General features: G+C 44.5%; 17 protein-coding genes. 5 read left to right on the plus strand and 12 right to left on the minus strand.

From position 1 onward, the window contains the following. Nucleotides 1–28: 28 nt before the first annotated feature. A complete protein-coding gene (locus tag ACX9YW_RS06465) occupies nucleotides 29–1,216 on the minus strand; it encodes an acetyl-CoA C-acetyltransferase (protein WP_460343596.1) in 1,188 nt (395 codons plus the stop codon). Between the two features lie 323 nt (nucleotides 1,217–1,539). Beyond that, on the minus strand, nucleotides 1,540–3,639 hold the full coding sequence (locus ACX9YW_RS06470; RefSeq protein WP_460343599.1) for a (Fe-S)-binding protein: 2,100 nt from the start codon (nucleotides 3,637–3,639) through the stop codon (nucleotides 1,540–1,542). A 185-nt stretch (nucleotides 3,640–3,824) separates the two neighbouring features. Here ACX9YW_RS06470 and cls point away from each other — a divergent pair, with 185 nt between their 5' ends. Continuing rightward, the gene (gene cls, locus ACX9YW_RS06475) at nucleotides 3,825–5,030 is read left to right on the plus strand and encodes a cardiolipin synthase (RefSeq protein WP_460343602.1); all 1,206 of its coding nucleotides are present in this window, start codon (nucleotides 3,825–3,827) and stop codon (nucleotides 5,028–5,030) included. Between the two features lie 184 nt (nucleotides 5,031–5,214). On the opposite strand, the gene speD is transcribed toward cls, so the two are convergent. Next, nucleotides 5,215–5,595 carry an adenosylmethionine decarboxylase gene (gene speD / locus ACX9YW_RS06480; RefSeq protein WP_460343604.1) on the minus strand — a complete coding sequence of 127 codons (381 nt, stop codon included), beginning with the start codon at nucleotides 5,593–5,595 and terminating at the stop codon, nucleotides 5,215–5,217. Between the two features lie 244 nt (nucleotides 5,596–5,839). Here speD and ACX9YW_RS06485 point away from each other — a divergent pair, with 244 nt between their 5' ends. Further along, nucleotides 5,840–6,841 (plus strand): spermine/spermidine synthase domain-containing protein, encoded by a 1,002-nt coding sequence (locus ACX9YW_RS06485; protein ID WP_460343607.1) that lies wholly within the window; start codon nucleotides 5,840–5,842, stop codon nucleotides 6,839–6,841. A 45-nt stretch (nucleotides 6,842–6,886) separates the two neighbouring features. On the opposite strand, the gene argS is transcribed toward ACX9YW_RS06485, so the two are convergent. From argS to speE, 4 genes are all read right to left on the minus strand, one after another. Further along, complete coding sequence (argS, locus tag ACX9YW_RS06490; RefSeq protein WP_460343920.1) at nucleotides 6,887–8,557, minus strand: arginine--tRNA ligase; 1,671 nt, start codon at nucleotides 8,555–8,557, stop codon at nucleotides 6,887–6,889. Next, the gene (locus ACX9YW_RS06495) at nucleotides 8,554–8,988 is read right to left on the minus strand and encodes a YwiB family protein (protein WP_460343610.1); all 435 of its coding nucleotides are present in this window, start codon (nucleotides 8,986–8,988) and stop codon (nucleotides 8,554–8,556) included. The genes argS and ACX9YW_RS06495 overlap by 4 nt, the downstream gene beginning before the upstream one ends. 103 nt (nucleotides 8,989–9,091) lie before the next feature. Next, complete coding sequence (gene speB, locus ACX9YW_RS06500) at nucleotides 9,092–9,964, minus strand: agmatinase (RefSeq protein ID WP_460343922.1); 873 nt, start codon at nucleotides 9,962–9,964, stop codon at nucleotides 9,092–9,094. A gap of 209 nt (nucleotides 9,965–10,173) precedes the next feature. Continuing rightward, nucleotides 10,174–11,001: a spermidine synthase gene (speE, locus tag ACX9YW_RS06505; RefSeq protein WP_460343613.1), complete on the minus strand. Its 828-nt coding sequence runs from the start codon at nucleotides 10,999–11,001 to the stop codon at nucleotides 10,174–10,176. Nucleotides 11,002–11,340: 339 nt separating this feature from the next. Between speE and ACX9YW_RS06510 the strand changes: the two genes are divergently transcribed. After that, a complete protein-coding gene (locus ACX9YW_RS06510; RefSeq protein WP_460343616.1) occupies nucleotides 11,341–13,404 on the plus strand; it encodes a transglycosylase domain-containing protein in 2,064 nt (687 codons plus the stop codon). Nucleotides 13,405–13,643: 239 nt separating this feature from the next. On the opposite strand, the gene ACX9YW_RS06515 is transcribed toward ACX9YW_RS06510, so the two are convergent. Together ACX9YW_RS06515 and ACX9YW_RS06520 are read right to left on the minus strand one after the other, a co-directional pair. Beyond that, entirely contained in the window at nucleotides 13,644–14,159 is a 516-nt protein-coding gene (locus ACX9YW_RS06515; protein WP_460343619.1) for a YwhD family protein, read from the minus strand. 19 nt (nucleotides 14,160–14,178) lie between these two features. After that, nucleotides 14,179–14,781, minus strand: a complete 603-nt coding sequence (locus ACX9YW_RS06520) for a site-2 protease family protein (RefSeq protein WP_460343924.1) — start codon at nucleotides 14,779–14,781, stop codon at nucleotides 14,179–14,181. A gap of 249 nt (nucleotides 14,782–15,030) precedes the next feature. Here ACX9YW_RS06520 and thmT point away from each other — a divergent pair, with 249 nt between their 5' ends. Continuing rightward, nucleotides 15,031–15,219, plus strand: a complete 189-nt coding sequence (gene thmT / locus ACX9YW_RS06525; RefSeq protein WP_460343622.1) for a 2-hydroxymuconate tautomerase — start codon at nucleotides 15,031–15,033, stop codon at nucleotides 15,217–15,219. Nucleotides 15,220–15,311: 92 nt separating this feature from the next. Here the strand turns inward: thmT and ACX9YW_RS06530 are convergent, their stop codons facing one another. From ACX9YW_RS06530 to ACX9YW_RS06540, 3 genes are all read right to left on the minus strand, one after another. Continuing rightward, nucleotides 15,312–15,815 (minus strand): YwgA family protein, encoded by a 504-nt coding sequence (locus ACX9YW_RS06530; RefSeq protein ID WP_460343625.1) that lies wholly within the window; start codon nucleotides 15,813–15,815, stop codon nucleotides 15,312–15,314. Between the two features lie 12 nt (nucleotides 15,816–15,827). Beyond that, on the minus strand, nucleotides 15,828–17,135 hold the full coding sequence (locus ACX9YW_RS06535) for an HD domain-containing protein (protein WP_460343628.1): 1,308 nt from the start codon (nucleotides 17,133–17,135) through the stop codon (nucleotides 15,828–15,830). A gap of 128 nt (nucleotides 17,136–17,263) precedes the next feature. Then, nucleotides 17,264–17,485: a YuzB family protein gene (locus tag ACX9YW_RS06540; protein WP_460343631.1), complete on the minus strand. Its 222-nt coding sequence runs from the start codon at nucleotides 17,483–17,485 to the stop codon at nucleotides 17,264–17,266. A 279-nt stretch (nucleotides 17,486–17,764) separates the two neighbouring features. On the opposite strand from ACX9YW_RS06540, the gene ACX9YW_RS06545 reads away from it, so the two are divergent. After that, nucleotides 17,765–18,508 (plus strand): RsfA family transcriptional regulator, encoded by a 744-nt coding sequence (locus tag ACX9YW_RS06545; RefSeq protein ID WP_460343634.1) that lies wholly within the window; start codon nucleotides 17,765–17,767, stop codon nucleotides 18,506–18,508. Nucleotides 18,509–18,599 lie beyond the last annotated feature (91 nt).

Below are 18,599 nucleotides of genomic sequence, written 5' to 3' on the forward strand. Positions count from 1 at the left end.
AAAGCGCTAAAGCGCTCGCTCTCTTCGTTTATTTTTTTGGTACTTCAATCATGATGGCGTCGCCTTGGCCTCCGCCGCTACAGATTGCCGCTACGCCAATTCCGCCGCCACGACGGCGTAATTCATACATTAATGTGAGGATAATGCGCGCACCGCTAGCTCCGATCGGATGTCCTAACGCAATCGCACCCCCGTTTACGTTCACCTTTTCAGGGTCTAATCCCGCGATTTTTTCACTCGCCAACGACACAGCCGCAAATGCCTCATTGATTTCAAATAGGTCAATTTCTTCAACCGTTTTGCCGGTCTTTTTCAAAAGCTCGTTAATGACAAGCCCAGGTGTCTTAGGAAAATCCTTTGCTTCAACACCAACTGCAGCATGGCCCAGAATGTAGGCAAACGGTTCTTTCCCTTCCTTCGTTGCCCGTTCTTCGCTCATTAACACGAACGCAGCCGCACCATCGTTTACCCCCGGAGCATTTCCTGCAGTAATCGTGCCGTCTGATCCAAATACAGGTGGTAATTTAGCAAGTTTTTCATAGGATGTATCCTTGCGAGGTGCCTCATCGTTCGCAATCACAACCGGCTCGCCGCGTTTTTGCGGAATGCTAACCGGAATGATTTCTTCTGCAAACAATCCACCCTCAATCGCCGCAACTGCTCTTTCATGGCTTCTTAACGACCATTGGTCCTGTTGTTCACGTGACAACTCTAATTCCGTGGCTGTGCTGTTTCCATATGTCCCCATGTGAACACCGGTAAAACTACAGGTTAAACCGTCATGAATCATCAAATCCTTCACGGAAGCATCCCCCATCCGGAATCCCCACCGAGCCTTTTGCATGATATATGGCGCATTACTCATCGATTCCATTCCACCCGCGACAATCACTTCTTCGTCTCCTAAACGAATCAACTGATCGGCTAAAGTGACTGCCCGCATCCCAGAGGCACAAACCTTATTGATTGTTTCCGTCTTCACACTCCATGGAAGGTCTGCATGTCTTGCTGCCTGGCGTGATGGAATTTGACCTTGACCACCTTGAAGGACCGTACCGAGAATCAGCTCATCAACCTGATCTGCAGCAACGCCAGCTCGTGCCAATGCCTCCTTCACAGCAATCCCGCCAAGTTCAGATGCTGTTAACTGACTTAGCCCACCGCCAAATTTTCCGAAAGGTGTTCTAGCCCCTGCAATAATGACCGTTTTGCCCATCTAAACCGCTCCTTTATGAAAATAGTTAATCGTGGATTTCTTCGTTGTAGTAGTAATCTATGATGTGGTACAAGCGACTGACCGAACGCTCGCTCAAGAAAGGAAGAAAAATTTTTAAATTGAAAGCGCTTTTACTAATATTTTACTAGATAAATAGAAAAAAAAGAAATATTTTACACAAAATTCCTTATACTCACTTTAGCGCTTTAAAGCACAGCGGGACTGTCCCCAAGTTTTTTAAAGCGCTAAAGCGTTAATGCGCTTTAGTGCTTTAAAAAATACACATACTTTAAAGCACTAAAGTGTTTTTGTTTTGCTATATTTTAGGCTGTTTGTTGTTCGCCGATGACGGATTTTTCGAGGATTTCGGCGATGTCGTAGGTGCTCACCTTTTCTTCGACTTCCTTGGCTTTGGTACCATCTGATAGCATTGTTAGGCAGTATGGACAGCCTGAGCTAATCATCGTCGGGCTAACAGCCAAAGCTTGCTCGGTACGAGTTACGTTGATACGGTTTCCGGTATGCTCTTCCATCCACATCAACCCACCGCCGGCGCCGCAGCACATCCCTGTTTCGCGGTTGCGCTCCATTTCCACTAGCTTCACGCCCGGAATCGCCTTTAAGATCTCACGTGGCGGGTCGTACACTTCGTTGTATCGTCCTAAATAACAAGAATCATGGAACGTAATCGTCTCATTCACCGCAAACTGTGGAACTAATCGACCCTCTTCCACCAGCTGTGCCAACACTTCGGTATGGTGGAACACTTCCGCCTTTAGCCCAAAGTCTGGATACTCATTTTTAAAGGTATTGTAAGCATGCGGATCAATCGTCACAATCTTCGTCACGCCCGCATCCTCAAACTCCTCAATATTTTTCGTTGCAAACTCTTGGAACAAGAACTCATTCCCTAGTCGACGCGGCGTATCCCCAGAGTTTTTCTCTTTATTCCCTAGGATGGCAAACTTCACGCCTGCTTCATTCATCAACTTCGCGAATGATAAGGCAATCTTCTGGCTGCGATTGTCGTAAGAACCCATCGAACCAACCCAGAATAAATATTCGAACTCCTCGCCAGCTTTCTTCAATTCCTTCACCGTCGGAATGAAGACATCCTCGCGAGCCTCACGCCAGTCTTCACGCTGTTTCCGGTTTAAGCCCCACGGATTGCCTTGGCGCTCGATATTTGTCATCGCCCGCTGCGCATCCCCATCCATCTTTCCTTCGGTTAAAACTAAATAACGGCGTAAATCAATAATTTTATCAACATGCTCGTTCATCACCGGACATTGGTCCTCACAGTTCCGACAAGTCGTACAAGCCCAAATTTCTTCTTCGGTAATAACCTCACCGATCAAGCTCGGACTATACGCCAACCCAGCAGCCGATTCTTCGACCCCAGCTCCTGTTGCTGCCAACGCAATCTGATTCCCCTTCGTGCCACTAAACGCAAACGTCGGCACCCAAGGCTGCTTCCGCGTCACCGCTGCCCCATGATTCGTTAAATGATCACGCATTTTCACAATTAAGTCCATCGGTGACAGCATTTTCCCCGTCCCCGTAGCCGGACACATACTCGTACAGCGACCACACTCCACGCAAGCATACAGGTCAATCAATTGGTGTTGCGTAAAGTCTTCAATTTTACCGACGCCAAAGCTCTCCTGTGACTCGTCTTCAAAATCAATTTTTGCCAACTTCCCCGGTTTTTCCAAACGGTTAAAATAAACATTCGCTGGCCCTGCAATTAAGTGAGCATGCTTCGATTGTGGCACATACACTAAGAACGCTAATAAAAACAATAAATGAATCCACCAAGCAACATAGAAAACGACAATCGAAGCCGTTTCGCCAATGCCAGCAAATGCACCGGCAATCAATGAAGCAATTGGCTCTGTCCAAGTTCCCTCATGACCGTGCCAAATCATACCCATTCCGTTGCCAACCAACACTGACAACATCAAGCCACCGATAAACAGCAGCACGAGGCCATTTTTAAAACCGCGCTTTAAGCGGACCAATTTTTCCATGTATCGGCGGTAGAACGCCCATACGACCGCGACCAAAATCATCATCGTCACGATTTCTTGAAAAAACGTAAAGCCAGCATACAACGGCCCTAACGGCAAATGCGAGCCAGGCTTAAGCCCCTTCCAAATAAAATCAATGGCGCCAAACTGAACAAGGATAAATCCATAAAAAAACATAACGTGAATAATTCCGCTCTTCTTATCCTTTAACAGCTTCTTCTGGCCGAAAACGTTCACCCAAATCTTCTCTAAACGTTCCTTCACCTTATGATCAAACTCAACCTTTTTTCCGAGCTTGATAAATTGAATTCTCGTTTTCACCACATACAAGAACAAACTAACTGCGTAAGCGGTTACAATTAAGAACGCAATGAAGTTCACCCATAACAACATGGCCGTGCCTCCCCTTTTAAAAATATTCCCCATTCATTTAATATTTTTAAACAATTAAATCTTCTGAATCTTATTCCTACTTTTAATTATATGGTGAATGAGCATTCAGTCAACCATTTCTTTTCAAATATTTTAGCGACAAATGTAAATACTAGTAAGTACTAAAAACAAGGGGGTCGATTCTGATGAATATTACCTTCAGTATCTTTGGAATTATTTATCTCATCATTTTCTGGTTGATAATCGACTATTACCTTGGTCGAAGGCGCCATTTGAAAACCTTCTCTCCACCCGCAACCCCGACACGGCTTAGCCATGTGGAGATATTCAATAATGGCGAAATCTTATTTGCTGATTTTTTTCATGAAATCGCAAAGGCAACGAAACATATCCATATTTCCTTTTATATTGCTAAAAAAGATGCCATCAGCAGACAGTTTTTCAAACTATTAATTACGAAAGCTCAGGAAGGTGTCGAGGTCCGACTACTCCTAGACGCGCTCGGAAGTCTTAAGGCCGACCGCCAATTGATTCGCCAACTGAAAGAAGCAGGCGGTGAATTTGCTTTTTCCCATAAACCCAAACTGCCCTACTTGTTTTACAGCTTGCAAGTCCGCAATCATCGCAAAATCACGGTAATCGATGGGGCGATTGGCTACCTTGGCGGCTACAATATTGGCAATGAATACGTTAATCGCGACCCTAAGCTGACTCCTTGGCGAGACTATCATTTAAAAATTGCCGGGCAAGGGGTAGCGGACATCCAAAAAGAATTTTTGCTGAACTGGCAAGAAGCGACGAAACATGATCTACAGGAGGACTACCGTTATTTTCCAAACCCGCCATCCGGGCCCGTTGAGCACAGAATAGTCCCAACTGAGGCCGTGCGTCTAGAACCTGACTTCATCCGATTTATCGCATCGGCTAAAACATCCGTCACCATTGGTACCCCCTATTTCATCCCAACACCGAGATTACTTCGGGCTCTACTTATGGCGGCGAAACGAGGGGTTACCGTAAAAATCCTTGTCCCAAAAATGAGCGACCATATTTTAGTGAAGGAAGCCTCCTTCCCGTTCTTCCGGATATTATTACTTGAAAAAAACGTTGAAGTGTACCAATTTTTAAACGGTTTTTATCATGCCAAAATTATTATCATCGATGACGAATTTTGCGACATCGGCACTGCCAATTTTGACAAGCGTAGTTTCTATTTAAATTATGAAATCAACTGCTATTTGTATGATCAAAATTTTATCAGCAAGTTCAAAGAAATGATTGCACAGGATTTTAAGAATTCTAAGCCCCTTACCCTAGAAGAGCTCAACCAACCAAATCTATGGCGCAGCACGAAAGAAAAAGTAGCCAGTGCCTTTTCATTATTTTTATAAGGCTATTTTCGCATACATTGTTGTTTTCGTAAAAGTTCTTTCAACCGTATAAAATATTGATTCGTGGGCATCTTTTCGTAAAAAAGTATGAGAAAATCGCCTGGAGACTTTGCAAATGAACTTCATAATGCACGTAAGCAACAAAGTTTACGAAAAGAGCCTTTTATAAAGAAAGGTGCCCATGTTAGGCACCTTCTTCTGTAATCTCCAATTTTCCCGTTCCACGGACAATCTTGCAGGAATAAACGGTTTGCGGTTCCAAGATGGACAACAAATAGCGAACCGCCACCTCCGGGTCCACACACTTGCCACAAGTATAGCCGTCGATGGCAGCAAAGCCCTTTTCCGGATAAGTATGAATCGACAAATGACTTTCTGATAGTAAAATTAACACCGTCACACCGCACGGTTGAAACGCCTCAAACTCCATCCCTAAAATCTTTGCTCCACATTTTTCGGCAGCCCGACACATATGCTCTTTCAAAAACTCAAGATCATTAATTCGATTGAACTCTACGCCCCACACATCGGCAAGAATATGCCGACCAAATGTCTGATATTCCACCTTTTGGCCCCCCTTCGACTTTTCGTTTTAATAGAATATGGCTTGATAGGTCGAATGTTGTCCTAATGATAGTAAAATCCACGACTAAACCGGGGGGATTACACTCTATCAAGGGAATCTATCTAATAGAGGTACCTGCCTAATGGAGTTGAAATAAACTTGGGGGAGCTGGGTATTTATACAGGCCTTTTCTTCGTTCTGTAATAGAATATCTTAAATGTTTAGATTTAGAGGAGGAAGGAAGATGGAAATGGGTTACTCCCCATCACGGATTTGGCTATCGGATCGGCTTCAGAATGAGGCAAAACCGGCTCATCACCATCCGGTGAGGAAACAGGAAAAGATGACGCAGCCGACTACTATGGACCCGTATGGAAACTCATCATGGGACAGAATTTCTTTAAAAATGGTCAAAAGCGGTAAACACAAAAATTTATATCAAGGCAAAAGTCCCTATCAACAAATTGATGTTGTTTCAACTCAAGACATTCGTATGTATTTAAACGGTCAGCTTCAATTTAGTTCCGTTGATGAGCGAATTTATCACGAAGCATTCGTGCACGTGCCGATGTCGCTTGCAAGTGAGCGTAAGCGTGTGCTCATCGTAGGTGGCGGTGATGGCCTTGCCTTGCGCGAGGTGTTGAAATATAAGGATGTGAAAAGTGTTGATCTGGTCGATATTGACGACGAGGTGCTGGATGTAGCGAGAAATGTTCCGGAAATGGTCGAGTTGAACCAGCGTTCGATGTACGACCATCGCGTTCAAGTTCATGCGATGGATGCGCTCGTTTTTTTGAAAAAAAATCTCAAAACCTATGATGTGATTATCGTCGATTTTCCGGATCCTTCAGAGGCTGTGCTGGCTAACCTTTACACGGTGGAAGTATTTAAAACTTTATATCGCTGTTTAAATGATCGCGGATTCCTAGTTTGCCAATCCTTCTCGCTTGATGAATCGCCAACCGTTTATTGGAGCATCGGCCGGACTATGGAGGCAGCTGGCTTTCATACAAAAGGCTACCACACGATCATCCCTTCCTTTGACGATTGGGGCTTCCACTTAGGGGCTAAGCGAGCGATTCCTAACCAGATTCCAGCGTGCAAGGTTTACAACCGGACACTGCCGAAGAACTTATCGGATTTATTTCACTTCCATCCGGAGGTTTTAGAGTACAGGGCAGATGCGGTCGTGAATAGCAAGGACCATTTGCAATTACACCATATTTATCGAGATGAAGTCATTTAAAAACAAATGGATGGTGCCTCTAACGAAGCTCCATCCATTTTTTCATTACATTTTTTCTGGTGCTGAAACCCCAATTAATGCAAGGGCATTTTTTAAGGTAATTTGCACTGCCTTTACAAGCGCTAGACGAGCCTTCGTGCGCTCCGGATTTTCACCATCGAGCACCTTGTCAGCGTTGTAGAAGCTATGGAAAGCGGATGCTAATTCAAAGATATAGTTGGTGATTCGGTGTGGCATGCGTTTCTGCGCCGCTTCACCAACCGCCAGCGGGAATTCACCGATTTTCTTTAACACATCGATTTCCTTTTCCGTTTCAATCAGGCTAAAATTGGCGTCACGATCGAACGTGAATCCTTGCTCTTCCCCGGAGCGGAGAATGCTCGAAATCCGTGCATGCGCGTACTGAGCATAATAAACCGGATTTTCGTTTGATTGCGACACGGCCAAGTCAAGGTCAAAGTCCATATGCGTATCCGCACTGCGCATTGCAAAGAAGTAACGCACTGCATCTAAGCCGACTTCTTCCACAAGGTCACGCATCGTCACCGCTTTTCCTGTCCGCTTGCTCATCTTCATTTTTTCACCGTTCTTATAAAGATGAACGAGCTGGATGATTTCCACTTCAAGTGCATCGCGACCATAGCCTAGCGCCTCGATTGCTGCCTTCATCCGCGGAATATAGCCGTGGTGGTCAGCACCCCAAATATTGATTAGCTTTTGGAAGCCACGCTCTAGCTTATCCTTGTGGTAAGCAATGTCCGGAGTAAGGTACGTGTAACTGCCGTCTTGCTTGATTAACACACGGTTTTTGTCATCGCCCAGCTCTGTGGAACGGAACCATGTCGCCCCGTCCTCTTCGTAGAGATGACCGTTTTCGCGAAGGGCTGCTAAGGCAGTATCAATTTTACCATTGTGATAAAGGGATGTTTCCGAATACCAAACATCGAAGCCGACACGGAAATCTTCGAGATCCTGCTTCAGTTTCGCCATTTCGTACTTAAGTCCATAGTCACGGAAAAAGTCAAAGCGCTCTTGTTCATCGACTTCGACATATTTGTTGCCGAATTCCTCCGCAAGTTTCTTACCGATTCCGATAATATCCTCGCCATGGTAGCCGTCTTCCGGCATCGGCTTATCGAGGCCGAGCGCTTGGAAATAACGAGCCTCGACAGAACGCGCTAGATTATTGATTTGGTTTCCGGCATCATTAATGTAATACTCGCGGCTCACGTCGTAACCAGCTTTTTCCAGAATATTACATAGCGAATCGCCAACGGCAGCGCCGCGGGCATGTCCTAGATGCAGGTCGCCTGTCGGGTTCGCCGAAACAAACTCGACTTGGATTTTTTGATTTTGACCAACCGTTGTTTCACCATATTTGCTGTCAAATTCAATGACAGTTGGGATTAGGTCGGTTAAGTAGTGATTATTCATGTAAAAATTAATAAAGCCAGGGCCCGCGATTTCGACCTTTTCAATCGAAGCCTGCTGCGTATCTAGGTTTTCGATCAATTGCTCAGCAATTAATTTTGGCGCTTTTTTTGCGACACGTGACAACTGCATCGCCATGTTTGTTGAATAGTCGCCATGGGCTTTATCCTTCGGCGTTTCGAGAATGACATCAGGAATTTGCTCTTCTGACGCAAGCCCGGCTTTGATGACAGCCGCCTTAATTTCTTGCTTTAGCTTGTTTTGCATTTGCTCAACAATATTCATTGAGGGGTTTCCTCCTCCTTTTGATAACTGATTTCCATATGATAGGTACCTGCTTGATCTTCTTGTAGCCAAAAATCGTACTCGAGATCAAGACTTCCTCGTGATGGGTTAGTTTGGTGGTGCTGAAGTTTTCGCGTCTTAGTCATCGTGTCCATGGTGCCATATGGGGTTTCATAATGACCCTTCATCCGTCGATTGATCCCGAACGCAAGGCGCATATTGACCGCACCACTTCGAAGTATAAGCGCTTCCGTTTCCGTAAACTTCACCGATGTTTTTATCTTGCCAACGTCCATAACCTCTTCATAAAGAAGATAATAAGCAGCCCCTTTTCGAAAAAATCGACCAAACGTCACCAGCTCAAAAGACTCCCGCTCCCCATCAGCTTGGGAAATCGTCGTCCGCACCGAAATACGCACCGGCATCTCCATAATCAAACCTCCCCCATCATCATACACAAACACTTTAACGCTTTAAAGTACTCGGGGACTGTCCCCACATGCTTTAAAGCGCTAAAGCGTTAGCTTCACTATGTTATTTTACCCAGCCAAGGAGCATTTCGCGGATGAGTTTACTTGCTGTGTTAGCCGTTTGTTCGGAATTGTCGTAGATTGGTGCGACTTCAACGAGGTCGGCGCCGACTACTTTCACGTTAGAGCGAGCAATTTCGTGAATCGATGCGAGTAATTCTTTTGAAGTGATCCCACCTGCGTCAACAGTTCCTGTTCCAGGAGCGTGTGCCGGGTCTAATACGTCGATATCAATCGTGACGTAGACCGGTCGTCCAGCCAACTTAGGCAGGATCTCCTTTAACGGCTGATGAACGTCAAATTTAGATATATGCATACCAACGCTCTTGGCCCATTCAAACTCTTCCTTCATTCCAGAGCGAATCCCGAAGGAATATACGTTGCTAGGTCCAATGAGCTCAGCAATTTTACGAATCGGCGTCGAATGGGAAAGTGGCTCACCTTCATAGTTTTCACGTAAATCGGTATGGGCGTCCATATGGATAATTGCGAGATCTGGATATTTTTTAAAAACAGCTTTCATGACAGGCCAAGAAACTAAATGCTCGCCACCCATACCAAGTGGGAACTTGCCATCTGCTAGCAACTTGTGAACAAATTCTTCAATCAAGTCCAAGCTGCGCTGTGCATTTCCGAACGGTAGTGGAATATCGCCGGCATCGAAATATTTGACATCCTCTAACTCACGATCTAAATAGGCGCTGTACTCTTCAAGGCCGATTGAAACTTCACGAATACGCGCCGGGCCAAAACGGGAACCAGGACGGTAACTTACCGTCCAATCCATCGGCATTCCATAAAGAACGGCTTGGCTTTCTTCGTAGTTAGGGTAACTTTTAATAAAAACATTGCCAGAATAAGCTTCGTCAAAACGCATCTTCAAAATCCCTCGCTTCTAATATTTTTAGTTGTAATAAAATGGATTGTTGATTTTCGCTGCAGGCACTCGCACTAGCCTTCCGCTGCAATCAATAGATACTAAAAAACATTTATCTTTAAAACAGCATAAATTCTTAATGACGAAAAGCGGAGTCACTTTTTAAAAAGTGACTCCTAAGTCTAGATGGTGACAGGCACCACAATTTTTTACTCCACTAAATCTTTTACAAATTTCGGTAGCACGAATGCTGCTTTATGAAGCTCTTTCGTGTAATACTTCGTGTCAATTTCATGGAAGCGCTCGTCGCTAACTTCCAATGGATTGTAAACTTTAGAACCGATTGTGAATGCCCACATGCCACTTGGGTATGTTGGGATATTTGCGATATACAGCTTGGTAATATTGAAAATCTCTTTTACATCCTTTTGGACTTGGCGGATCAAATCAGCCTTAAACCAAGGGTTGTCCGATTGTGCAACGAAAATTCCGTCTTCCTTTAATGCTTTCGCAATTCCGGCATAAAATCCTTTTGTAAAAAGATTGACAGCAGGTCCAACCGGTTCAGTTGAGTCAACCATGATTACGTCATACTCATTTTCGCTTTTTGCGATATGCATGAAGCCATCGTCCACCTGCACATCCACGCGTGGATCGTCTAATTTTCCTGCAATCTCAGGTAAGAATTTCTTTGAATACTCGATTACCTTGCCATCGATATCTACTAATGTAGCTTTCTTCACGCTAGGATGCTTGAGCACTTCACGGATAACCCCGCCATCGCCACCGCCAACAACTAGAACGTTTTCCGGATTCGGGTGCGTGAATAACGGAACGTGAGCTACCATCTCGTGGTAAACGAACTCATCTTTGATGGAAGTCATAACCATGCCATCAAGTAATAGCATGTTACCCCATTCTTCTGTTTCTACCATTTCTAACATTTGAAAATCTGTTTGCTCTGTATGTAAAGTTTGTTTCACCTTCATTGTGATACCAAAGTTATCTGTTTGTTTCTCTGTAAACCAAAGACCCATTCTTCATCTTCCTTTCCTACTAAAAGTATTTGATTTATTTCTTCATTCTACCATCTTCCATACTATTTCCCTAAACTTGCAAATACATAACGAAGAAAAGTATAAATGAACCCAACAAAAAAGCAAGAAAAATTTTTCTCCACCGGAAAACGTTTAAAACCCTACCAAAAATTTCATACTAGTTAATAGACAAATTCTAGAGAAACGGAAAAATACTTTAACACTTTAAAGCGCCGGGGGACAGTCCCCCAGCACTTCACCGCGTTAAAGCGTGTGGGGACTGTCCCCACATACTTCACCGCGTTAAAGGGTCTTGTTGATAAAGGGGGGAGTTTGTTTATGGAGTTGATGACGGATCAGCGGTTTCGGAGGACGATGAAGGTTTTGCGGGCGCTGTTTTTTATTAGTTTAATTGGGTTGGCGCTTTCGATTTTACTTTTTGTTGGTGTGTTGATTTACGCGAAAATTCTAGGTCCGCCTGAGTTGGCTGTTCCGCAATCAACCTTGTACTATTCTACCGATGGCGAGGTCATCGGCGAAAGCAACAACGGGCAGAAACGCTACTGGGTTTCTATTGACAAAATCGCAGCTCCACTCAAGGAAGCGGCCGTTGCAATTGAGGACCAAAAATTCTACCAACATAATGGTTTTGATTATAAGCGAATTGCTGGTGCCATCCTTGCCGACATCCGCGCTCTGGCCAAAGTCCAAGGTGCGAGCACTATCTCGCAACAATATGCGCGAAATCTTTACCTCGAACATGATAAAACTTGGAAGCGGAAACTCATGGAAGCCTTCTACACGATTCGCCTCGAAATGAATTACTCTAAGGAGCAAATTCTCGAAGGCTATTTAAATACGATTTATTATGGGCATGGAGCTTATGGTGTTCAAGCGGCCAGCCAGTACTTTTTTGGCAAAAATGCCGACCAGCTGAATCTTGCTGAGAGCACGATGCTTGCCGGGGTTCCAAAAGGTCCTAGCATCTATTCACCACTCAACTCAGAAGAAAAAGCAAAATTTCGTCAAAAAATCATTCTCCATACAATGGTCGAGCAGAAGCTCATAACCAAAACAGAAGCAGAAGCTGCGGCAGCGGAGAAACTCACCTATATCGGAAAATACCCGCATGCTCGAAAGGAAATCGCTCCTTACTATCAAGATGCGGTTCGCAACTCACTTAAAAATCAACTTGGAATTGACGAACGCACGATTGAGCTAGGTGGCCTAAAAGTTTTTACCACCCTCGACCTGAAACAACAGGAGGTGGCCGAGCAAACAATCGCCAACCTCATTTCGAACGATTCAGAAATTGAAGTCGGGCTGGTAGCGATGAATCCAAAAGACGGTCACGTTAAAGCGATGGTTGGTGGGCGCGATTATGAAAAAAGCCCCTTTAACCGAGCGATTCAGGCTGTACGTCAGCCCGGTTCAACGATTAAACCGCTTTTATACTATGCCGCTCTCGAGGAAGGATTCACCCCGTCCACGATGATGCGCAGTGAGCCGACCACGTTTAAATTTCCGGATGGAAGACCGGATTATTCACCGCATAATTTTAATAGTAATTATGCCAACGCCGAAATTCCACTCACTCAAGCTCTTGCGGTTTCTGACAATGTCATTGCCGTAAAGACCCATCTTTTCCTTGGAGAAGAGGTTTTGGTAGAAACCGCCAAGCGCTTTGGCATTCAGTCGAAAATGGCGAAACTCCCTTCCCTTGCGCTTGGAACATCAGGGGTTCGCGTCTTAGAAATGGCAAATGCCTATAGTCATTTTGCTAATGGTGGTAAAAAAGTTCAGCCAGTCTTCATCACTCGGGTCGAAAACCGCCATGGTGATGTAATTTATGAAAATAAACCGCAAAACGAAACCGTCCTGAATCCGAAGCAAGCCTTTGTGATGACGCAAATGATGAGTGGGATTTTTGACCCTAAGCTTAACGGTTATACCAGTGTCACCGGGAGCACGGTCATTAAGCACATGACCAGACCATATGCTGGAAAATCGGGGACAACCGAAACTGACAGCTGGATGGTTGGCTACACGCCGCAGCTCGTTTCGGCGATTTGGACCGGTTATGACGTTGGAAAACCAATTGATCTAACCGTGGAAAAAATGTACGCAAAAAATATTTGGATTCACTTTATGGAAAATGCCTTAAAGGACGAACCTATTAAACATTTCAAACAGCCAAAAGATGGAGTCGTCGGTGTGTACCTGAACCCTGCCAATGGCAAGCTCGCTTCTCCTGATTGCCCGGTCAAGCGCTACACTTACTTTGTCGCCGGTACCGAACCAACGGACTATTGCACCGACCACCTAAGCCATACCATCATCAAAGAAAAACCAAAAACCAAACCAAAGAAAAAACCATGGTACAAAAAAATCTGGGGACTTTAACACATTAACGCATTAATAAATGTGGGGACTGTCCCGCCCTGCTTTAACGCGTTAAAGTGGAGCGGGACTGTCCCCACACGCTTTAACGCGTTAAAGGAAAATGAAAAACCTCGGAGGTTCGCCTCCGAGGTTTTTCGTGTCCTAGTTTTACATGTACGCTTTTTGTCCATGCTGTCTTAAGTTTACTTTTTTTTGCACGAATCATCAAGCCTTTATATTTTTCTAAAAAAACTTTTTTTCTACTCGACTCCTAGTGCTTTCTTTAGTTCATCAGGAGAATTTGCCCAAATCTCTTCATTATGACCCTTTAGGAACTCGCCAAGCACCTTTTTCGAAACTTCATCCATATGGTCTACGATAATTTTCCGCTTAATGGACTTATCTAAATAGTTCACATGCTCTGGTAGCGATTTGTAGCCGCGGCGCGATTCCCGATTGACCGTCATCTCACAGGCGGTTACGCCAGCATAATACGGCCCCTCCACTCTCCGATCAATCGTTACCCAAACGATCCAATACGCCTTGCCGACACCGCCTGGAATGTCCTCTTTTTTCGGTAAAAACTTAATCCCTTTCTCGACATCACTGCGGGCATGCATCGCGCCTATTTCAATCGAAGCCGTCCCCGCCTCCACATCGACAATCACCGGTGACACATTATTTAAACTCAACGCTCCAACCCCGAATCCACCGTGGCCATCCGTCGAATCATTTTTAATAATATTAAAGCCGACCTTCTTCTTTTTTTCCTCCACTCAAAAAAACTCCTTTCAACTATAATCCAAAAATCCCCGAAAAGAATCCATTCAAACCTCTCCACACAATCGGAATCACCGTTTGAAAGACCGGACGAATCGTATATTGGTCCAAAGGCGTCAACACGAGAATTAAAAAAATCAGCGAGCCATACACCTCATATTGCGTCATTTTGGCACGGACATGACGAGGTGATAAATCTTCAATAATCCGATAGCCATCCAACGGCGGCAGCGGCAATAGATTAAACACAAACAACACTAAATTTAACCAAATAAACACATCTAAAAACCCGTAAAGCCCTGTCAAAAACTGACCCGTCACACCAAAGGCGGCAACCCCATGAGCTACCAAAAAACCAATACTGGCTAATAAAAGATTGCTAACCGGCCCCGCCACTGACACCAAAATCCCTGCCAAGCGCGGATTTTTAAAGAAAAAGCGATTGACCGGAACAGGGCGTGCCCACCCGAACCCGGCAATAAAAATCAATATCGTTCCAATCGGGTCAAGATGCTTCAACGGATTTAACGTCAAACGGCCCTGTTTCGCTGCCGTATCATCGCCAAATTTATACGCAACGTAAGCATGTGCAAACTCATGCACTGAGAACGCAATCATTAAGGTAATTGCAACAAATGGTATTTCCTTTATAGAGTATGCTAAAAAATCCACTCATCCACCCCTCTTCTTCCTAGCCAAAGCGCTAATCTACTTACTAAGATTATACATAAAAGTGACTACAATGGAAAATGTTGCGAAGTCACCTCAGCTTAGCCCTTGATTTCTTTCCGAAGATATGGAAGACTACTAAATGAATGAACGCTGCACAAACACGCAAAATTTCAAGCAAAAGGAGAATCTACTACGATGCCATATGTAACAGTTAAAATGCTAGCAGGCCGTACGGAAGAGCAAAAAAAGGCGCTTGTTGAAAAAGTAACCGCTGCCGTCAGCGAAACAACCGGCGCACCCGCCGAAAAAGTCGTCGTCTTCATCGACGAAATGACGAAAAACCACTATGCCGTTGCTGGAAAACGCCTAAGCGACGAGGAATAACCTATTTCCCAAGCCTTAAGCCAACCAAAACAAAAGCTAAGCCCCACACGAAGGGCTTAGCTTTTTCTAATCTAGCGGTTTTCCCAAGGCATTCACTGCACTTTTTCCTTCAACGCATCAATATAAGCATACGCCTCATCTATCTCATCTTCCGTGTACTTCTGCTTGCTTTTCAAAGTAAAAATTTTCTCAGCCACTTCCGCACGAGTCAAACCTTCAAAATACAGCACCGTCGACACAAGCTCAAGGAATCTAGCATTTTGCTCATTCATATCCAATAGGCAATCTGTTAAACATGGCATATCAATCTCATTTAAACTCAAAAACTCTTTACCGGTTTCAGTCAACGAATAGCGATACTGATAATAGCCGCCCTTCTTCTCCCAAATCTCCTCGATAAAACCCAAATTACTTAGCTCCTCCACGCGCAGCGTCAGCTCCTCCGAGTAAGGGCCGTAAAAGTGAAACTGGAACCGCTCCGAGAACGGAAACGACAGCTTTTTGGCAATATAAATCATCTTTTGAAGCTTCTTTCGCCCGGTAATCTCCCCGGTCGCAAGAATCGCATACATCAGTTTGGCGTGATCCTTTAGCACAATCGTCATCTCCTACTTCAAATCTATCTCCAATAAATCCAAAATTTGTTTCTTCGTATTTTTCTTCGTCGAATGGTCCATTAGGAAATCGCCTGGAAAATACAGCTTATGGTCGGTTCTTCTTTTACCCGAAATCGCATCGACAATCTCAGACTCGCGGGAAAGCTCGCGAATATCGCCATTTTTCATCACAAGCTGGATGGGCAGTCTTTCCTCTTCTTCACCCGGCCGGTAAAAATCATACGGCAAATCGGATGAGGAATCGACCACCAAATAATAATCCGGATCAATTCCGCACTTTTTAAATAATAAGGCCAACTGAGCTAATTTTTTATATTCTTTTGCTGGGTCAAATTCCACATACTGGAACAAATTACGATTCATAAAGCGCCGGCAAAGGTCACTTAAGATGGCGTCCTCTTCCTCCTGCCACATCTGGAAATAATAGAGAATCACCGCTTCATCCAGCTTTAAATAATCCTCCAAGCTCGTCTCTTCCTCAAACAAAGAATAGAAATGGATTGGATGTTGTTTGAAAGAATAATATTTTTCATGCAGCTCTTTCGCTCTATGTAAAATTTTGGTCAAAATCACTTCAGCACTGCGACTGACCGGGTGAAAATACACCTGCCAATACATTTGATAACGGCTCATAATATAATCCTCGACCGCATGCATGCCACTCTGCTTAATGACAACCTGCTCCTCGCGCGGACGCATCACCCGCAAAATCCGCTCCATATCAAAATGTCCATAGCTAACCCCGGTATAATACGCGTCACGCTGCAAATAATCCATCCGATCGGCATCAATTTGACTCGAAATCAAGCTGACGACCTGCTTATTCGGGTACGTCTTCCCAATCACCTCGGCGACCTTTTTCGGAAAATCAGCACCGACCCGCGCTAGCACCGCGTTTACCTCCGTGTTGCCCAAAATAATCGCCTGCGTGAAATGCTCATGATCCAAATCAAAAACCTTCTCGAAACTATGGGAAAACGGCCCATGTCCCAAATCATGGAGCAACCCGGCACATAATGCCACGAGACGCTCACCCTCATTCCACTCCGGTCGTCCCTCAAAAACATCATCGACAATCCGCCTAATAATCTCATAAACACCAAGTGAATGATTAAAACGACTATGCTCAGCGCCATGAAAGGTGAGATACGTTGTCCCCAGCTGCTTAATCCGGCGCAGGCGCTGAAACTCTCTTGTCCCAACAAGATCCCAAATCACCCGGTCGCGAACATGGACATAGCGATGCACAGGATCCTTAAAAACCTTTTCTTCACTAAGCTTTTCCGTGCCGTATCCCATCCTAACCCCTCTTTCACAAGTCGCTTTTTTCAATGTCTAATTCTAGCGCCCAGAGCCCTATCGTCTTGGGCTTTTCTTTTTATTATAACAAAAAAAACCACCCTCTATCGGTGATTTTTCGTGTCTACCTACTTTAATTTTTTCTCTACCTTATCCATCAGTTCATCCTCAGTCATCGCCGCGACCGGACGATTATTGACGAAGGCAAAGGTTTTTTTCCGCCCAGGACCGCAGTAAGATTGGCAGCCAATCTCAATTTTTGCATCCGGATCCATTTTCTGCAGTTTCGGTATAAGTGTTTTTAAATTGACCGCCATGCAGTCATCGCAAACACGGAATTCGTTTGCCATTTTGATTACAACCCTTTCGGTAAAAAATATTCATCGTGCCACTTGCACGTTCGCTCGTGAAATATTCTGCTATGCGTATTTTACCGTTTCTTTCCCACTAATGCAACATGATGGGGCTGACCATAGCAATCTTAAAAAATTCTATCGCTATCTAGTATAAAACAACGGAATGTTGGTGATGATGAAACTATAGTCAAAGAAACCTTTTGAAATTAGCAATTTATCAATAGGGCTTTCTTTCAAGTTATTAAAAAAACGATGCAATAGGAGTTGAATTTCATGAAAGTAAGACAAGATGCATGGACTGAAGAAGATGATTTATTACTAGCCGAAACGGTGTTAAGGCATGTTCGCGAGGGCAGCACACAGCTGAATGCCTTCGAAGAAGTGGGCGACAAGCTAAACCGCACCTCCGCAGCCTGTGGATTCCGTTGGAATGCCGTTGTGCGCCACCGCTATGAAAAGGCACTTCAACTTTCCAAAAAGCAACGCAAGCAAAAGAATCGTATCCTCGGCAAGGAGCAAGGCGGCAAGAAGAAACTATTATATACGCCTCCTGTTACTCCGCTAGAAGAGTTAGAGATAGAAATCGGCGAGATGAATATGGTAGAGGCCGAGGAAGTCAGCACTCCAGATGAAACGCCAACATCGGCACCAGCACCAGTACCAGCACCAACGCCAGCCGCTCGAGCATACGTAAGAGCCGATTCTTCAGCACTCACGATGGACATGGTGATTCAATACTTACAAACCGTTGGCCAATCTAGCTTGCAAAAGGACGCCTTAAAAATCGAGAATCAAAGATTATCGCTTGAAAATGCAACCTTACAAAAGCGCAACGCCGAACTGGAGGCAAAAGTTAAGCAATTAGAAGAACAATCCGACATCGTCCAAGAAGATTACGAAACACTTATGAAAATCATGAACCGTGCTAGAAAACTAGTCCTGTTCGAAGAAGAAGAGCGTCCAGCCACCAAATTCAAAATGGACCGCAACGGCAACTTGGAAAAAGTAGCTGAGTAGTGAAGGATGGCTCATTTTGCCCTGACAAATCAAGGGTGGCTATCGAGCGAATCTAGATAATTTTCCTAGAAAAATAGAGGTATTTTCGGAG

The sequence above is a fragment of the Pseudoneobacillus rhizolycopersici genome (assembly GCF_054786815.1).